Raw genomic sequence first — 5792 nt, forward strand, 5'->3', positions numbered from 1 at the left:
TTTTTTCCCTTTGCAGCCGCTTCTTCCATGGCACGAAAACAACATACGGTTTTTCCGCTATTTGCCTTTCCCAGTACAATGCTGACAGCCATAACAGAGCCTCCTGAAATAATTTTTATATCGCAAAAAAGTACCGGAACATCCATTCCGGTACTTTTACCCTTACAAGTGTAACCCTTCTTTTAATTTAGCAAAGATTTTCTCTTCTTCTTCCGTCAAAGGTCGACCTAAGTCAACCTGTATTTCTTCGCCCTTATTCTTCGCCTTATCCGGATTGTGAAGGTCACCGTTTTTAGCACTGTCATCTCGAATAATCATAGACTCTAACCGTCCCTTTCTTAAATCAAGGTGTTCGGGTCGGGATATGCAGCTACATCATCGGCAATTTCTTTAGCCATAGCATCAATAATGCTTTCTTGATCCTTATGCAACGAGGACTTCATATCTAAGGTTGTCGGGAAAAGTTCGCAATTCTTGAAAACATTTTCCACATAGTTAACCATTTCTTTGTGAGCAACAGACGACCATGTATGGCAACCGAGAACTGCAATTTTTCGTTTTTGGAAAGACAAGGTGCTGAGATCGTGGAGGAAATTTTCCATGGGTAAGAACAAGTTCAGGTTATACGTAGGCGCAGCCAACACTAAATGGCTGTATTCCCAGGCCTTAGCATTGATATAAGAAGGATGAACCTTTGATACATCATACATCATTACATTGTGAACGCCCGCTTTACTGAGCTTATTGGCCAATACGCAAGCCGCTCTGGCCGTATCCCCGTAAATAGAAGCAAAGGCGATAACAACACCTTTCTTTTCAGGAACGTACTGCGCCCAATGCAGGTGTTTTTCAATAATATATTGAATGGTTTCCGGCGTTCTGAAAACAAGACCGTGAATAGGGCAAATGTAATCGATTTGTAATCCCGATGCTTTTTTCAATACGGCCATGACCTGAGCTCCGTATTTACCGACAATATTCACGTAGTAACGGCGAGCTTCATCCAAGTATTCTTCTTCATATTCAACTTGGTCGGCAAAAATATTACCGACTGTGCCGAACATGCCGAATGCATCTGCCGAGAAAAGAATCTTATCCGTCAAATCGTAGGTCATAATAACTTCCGGCCAATGAACCATAGGAGCCTTAATGAATTGGAGTTTATGTTTACCTAAGTCCAGCTGATCGCCTTCCGTAACGGTCATATAATTTGCCTTATAATCTTCACTGTAAAATTGTTCGAAGAACTTAAAGGTCTGTGCCTGACCGACAATTTTGACATTCGGATATTTTTCAACCAAAGCCAATGCTGAGCTGGCATGATCCGGTTCCATATGCTGAATAATAAAGTAATCAAGCTGACGGCCATGGAGCAAATATTCTACATCTTCCAGGAATTCATCACGGCAAACCTTATCCATAGCGTCGAGTACACAAGTCTTTTCATCATCAATAAAGAACGAGTTATAACTTACACCGTCGGGAATCGGGAAAATCCGTTCAAATAAAGGGGTGAGAAAATCATTGCATCCCATCCAATATACGCCATTTTTAATTTCTTCTACACTATGCATAACTTATTTCCTCCTCTATATCCTTTCACTAAAACTCTATGGCAAATGTGCTCTGTTCATTGTACCACTTTTTCGACAAATAGGTAATATCCATTAAGAAAGTTACCTGTTATTTTTGGTTTTATTTTGTTGAGTATCGCCCTTACGATTTTTAGAATTTGATTGCCTATTATTTTCTTCCGCCTTCTTAGCCTTGGCTTCCGCCTCCTCAGCCTTGGCTGCCAAAGCATTGGCTTCGCTTACAATCGTATCCACCAACCGGCTGACCACTTCCTTATCCGCCTCGGTTAAGGCACTTTCATTACCTACCAAGTCCTTGGCTCTGGCCGCCACGGAAGCAGCCTGTGATTTAGCTTCAGAACCGCTGATTTTACCGCCGGCATAGTCACGAGCCAAAGTCTTCAATGCATCTGTTAAATCTGTCGCCTTGGCACGAATTCTGGCAACAGCTTCATTACTGTCTTTTTGTTTCTTTTCCTCCAAGTCCTTGGCCCGCTTTTCTTCATCATCCCGTTCGCGCTGTTCTTCTTGTTGTTGTTCGGAAATTTTCGTCAACGTCCCCGGTGTAATATGCGTCCCTTCATAGTATTCATAGGCCATATAAGCGAGTATGAACAAGGGTATAAAGAGAAGCAACACTTCATAACGGCGCAATCGTTTTGCCGTATCCCAGTCGCCGGACCGCTTTCGTCGATGCTCCATAACCACAACAGCAAAAACAATAATCCCTATGAGAAACAGAAAAGCATAAATAGTCAGTTTATGCCACACCGTAGCTTGCAAACGAATATTCTCCGACTTATTATCGGATAACCTCCACATATATGTCTTTCCTTGTTCATCAGGGGACGGGCTGTTACTCTGTACATCTGTCCCTGACGGGAAGGAGACGATATATTCCAAATCTACACCGTCTTCAGGCATCGTCTTTCCAAGTCTTAAATAATCAATACTCCCATCCGTATATGTATAGTCTATGTAATACATGGTACATATAATCCCGTCAAAAGTTTTATGCACAATACGGTCTACAGATCGCTGATTTGCGGCTTCGCTGGTAAGGGTCTTCATGGCGCGGAATCCCTTTCCGTTGCCGTTGTCATAATCCATAATTGTATAGTTGCGCTTTTGGAACTCATCGGCATCACTTTCAAGAGCACTCTTATCCCTAGCCGAGTCCGATACCTTCAAAACATCCTGGGTTTCACTGCCGTCATCATGAATAATCGTTTGAGCCCGGAATCCCGTTAAAAGCATGAACATTAAGACCAGGACAGCTGTCATCGCCGGTTTTATATATGATTTCATTATCTCCCTGCTTTCACGTATAGCCTTATTCTTCCTTCGGCGGTACCATTGAACTTTCTACAATACGAACCTTAGGAGCTGTCGTTTTTTCGTTTTTCACCTGCTTGGCCGCCATAGCCGCACCGGTACTGCTGGCTTCGAGGGGAACACCGTTAACAAAAACCCCTTCAATAACCCCTTCACCTTTTTTCATACGGATGCTGGCAATAACATTATCCGAAGAAGTAATATCATAAATCCCATCCATATATTCAGGAGCAATTCGGTATCGATCAAAAGGCGGTTTAAAAACAATAGTACGGTCATTCTCCCGAACATCCACAACTTTAACTTTCATATAATCACCGCGATCAGCCGGAGGTTCCGCAGAGGCTCCGAGGATTTCCATCATTCCCCTCGTATCTTGTGTAATAGCTACGTAAACCTCCTGTCCCTTTACGGGCAAAACCGAATCATTCCACTTCGTCGTATCTTCGGGAAAGACAACTCGGATATAGTCCGTGCCGAAAGATCCGTTTTCAAGACGCGGGACACAATGCATTTGATAGGCAATGCCGTCTACCGTAATATTGTGCCACCGCCAATTACAATAGAACAAAAAGCCGGTTTGTACAATAATGGTCATAATGATAATAAAATAAACGGCTCGTCGACTATCTAAGAGAGACAACAATTTTTCTTTCATTATGATTGCCCTCCCTTATGAGACCACGGAGATACGGAGTTTTTCTTTTCCTTATGTTTTTCCTCTGCACCGTCAGCCCAAGGTGACGCCATCTTCCGCGTCACTCCCTCCGTTTGGGCTTTAATGGGGTTTTCCGTCATATACGTCGGTGCCGGCATATCTTCAGGAGCCTTGAATACAGGTGCCACAAATTGTGTTTTTTCTTGAGGCCGACGAACTACTGTAGTCACATCAGACTTTTCTTGCATCCACTCGGGAACTGTCGACGTATCTCTTCCGGATGCTGTCAGTGTAGCGTCTTCCCCCTTCATTTCTTTGCGATTGCGCCGCCTGTTTTCCCTACGTACGGATGAGACAGTGCGACTGCCGCCGCTCCCTACAATGCGATTGCCGTTTTTCTTATGATTGCGCCGTACTTGAGTTACGATAAGAGCCACGATTACAATAACCGCCAAGGGCACAAGCGGCGAAAAAGCCTTCCCGAAGACGACGGCTACCATGAGAACGATAAGAGTGACTATGCCGAGGCGCAAATGATTGATATATTCCGCCTTAAGGCCTTGTACAATTTCATAAAAAGACAGGAAAATCGTATAGATGAACGATAAAATCAAAGGTAACGATGAATATATTTCACTACGTACCAAAAAAGTTTCAGCTCCCAAGATAACAGGAATCGCCGCATATAACACAGGACCCCAGAAGCGTTTCTTAACTCCTACTGCCAACAGTGCTATAACACCAAAGAATAAAAGAGCCGTAACAATGATTGTCGACCAGTGAAATCCTTCCACAGAAGCAATTCCCACCCAAGATTCAGGTAAGGTAGAGATTACTAAGGCCCCTAAAGCCGCCATACGACCGACCCACCGAAAAGGTATTCCGTAAGCCCGCCGTATATCGATAGAATAGCCGGTAAGCATCATGACGACAGCTAAGGTTCCGAGAACGAAGAAGGGAATATAATCACTTTCCACCATGACAGCCGCAAAAACCGCATATACGGTAATCGTCATAATCCACGAATACAAGGATAAGCGAACTTCATCACCATGACGAAAGAACACACCATATAAGGGTAACATTAATATCAATAGAATCCAGACGGACCCGACTCCTAAAGAGGCATTCAACATACCTCCGGAAAAAGCCCAAATGACAAGGCAAAGAGCGTACCAAATTGCTCCAGCCAAGGATCTCAACAAGTATACGGCAGGTAGTCCCAAAACGGCACAAGTCAGTAAATAAAAATCTCCATCCCAACCTGTATAAAAAGTTTGTTCCACAATAGCTACGGAAGCAAAAACAGAGATATACTGCACCAATGCGGCAATCTCTCCCACCGGCTTCGCCTGTTGCGATTGTATTAAAGCTAATATCATACCGACTTGCGATGCTGTTAAAATTAACACGGCCACAACAAGCCGGGTCGTCATGGACACGTCATACCATACATGGGCAGCTGCCCAAAAAATGCCCATAACCGCTAGTGCCAACCCTATAATTAAAGGAATTAAAGCCACGGGAATTACAGACAACATACGTCGATTCCGCTTGCCGTAATGTGCGCGAATTCTGTCTTGAGCCTGTTCGGAAATAAGCCCCTCCCGAACCAGTGAATCCACTTCCCGTTCAATCCATTCCGTTGATTTTTTTGTCATAATCATAACTCCTGACAACAATATATGTAGCATATTTTACACATGAATTACTTCCTCAGTATACCATAAAACGGCTTTAAACCCAATGTTTCCGCCTTTTTCTCACTCCATTCAACAAGAATAGAGCCGGCCTGATTAAATCAGACCGGCTCTATTCTTAAGAGACGCTTACCATGTTCCATGGGCTGAAACAAAAAGCGAATGCTGTACGATACATCGGGGGGAGTGATATATACATACAGTAAATCGGCAGATATTATGATTTAGACGGAGTCGATACTGTGTACCGTTGTTCCTGTCTGCCTTTGTTTTATTATAGCACTTTAATGCATTTTTGTAATATTTTTATGCATATAAGTTGTGTATGATTTATTGTTACTCTATGCCGTCACTTCATAGGTTCATTCTCATAGTTCAGATTCCCGATACGATGATGTAAGCCAATTACAGCTACTGAAAAACCCTAACGGCACTATCCCCTACATACAAAGAAGGCGTACGCATCAGCGTACGCCCTCTTACCTTAATCAGCGGCTTCCTATCCTCCCAAGGGGCCTCCCCCTA

General features: G+C 43.4%; 5 protein-coding genes. All 5 read right to left on the reverse strand.

What is annotated here, in order from left to right; genetic code table 11:
• Positions 1-162 precede the first annotated feature (162 nt).
• The 5 genes from PGX78_RS05730 to PGX78_RS05750 all read right to left on the reverse strand — a co-directional run bounded on the left by PGX78_RS05730 (position 163) and on the right by PGX78_RS05750 (position 5228).
• Positions 163-318 (reverse strand): hypothetical protein, encoded by a 156-nt coding sequence (locus tag PGX78_RS05730; protein ID WP_006941789.1) that lies wholly within the window; start codon positions 316-318, stop codon positions 163-165.
• Between the two features lie 20 nt (positions 319-338).
• On the reverse strand, positions 339-1574 hold the full coding sequence (locus tag PGX78_RS05735; RefSeq protein ID WP_270445840.1) for an FprA family A-type flavoprotein: 1236 nt from the start codon (positions 1572-1574) through the stop codon (positions 339-341).
• Positions 1575-1676: 102 nt separating this feature from the next.
• The gene (locus PGX78_RS05740) at positions 1677-2882 is read right to left on the reverse strand and encodes a hypothetical protein (RefSeq protein ID WP_270445841.1); all 1206 of its coding nucleotides are present in this window, start codon (positions 2880-2882) and stop codon (positions 1677-1679) included.
• 25 nt (positions 2883-2907) lie between these two features.
• Positions 2908-3567, reverse strand: a complete 660-nt coding sequence (locus tag PGX78_RS05745; protein WP_270445842.1) for a hypothetical protein — start codon at positions 3565-3567, stop codon at positions 2908-2910.
• Complete coding sequence (locus PGX78_RS05750) at positions 3567-5228, reverse strand: DUF2157 domain-containing protein (RefSeq protein ID WP_270445843.1); 1662 nt, start codon at positions 5226-5228, stop codon at positions 3567-3569. Before PGX78_RS05750 ends, PGX78_RS05745 begins: the two co-directional genes overlap by 1 nt.
• Positions 5229-5792: the final 564 nt, after the last annotated feature.

Origin of the sequence: Megasphaera sp. AF13-6AC, assembly GCF_027685385.1 — a bacterium.
Lineage (GTDB): Bacteria > Bacillota > Negativicutes > Veillonellales > Megasphaeraceae > Megasphaera > Megasphaera micronuciformis.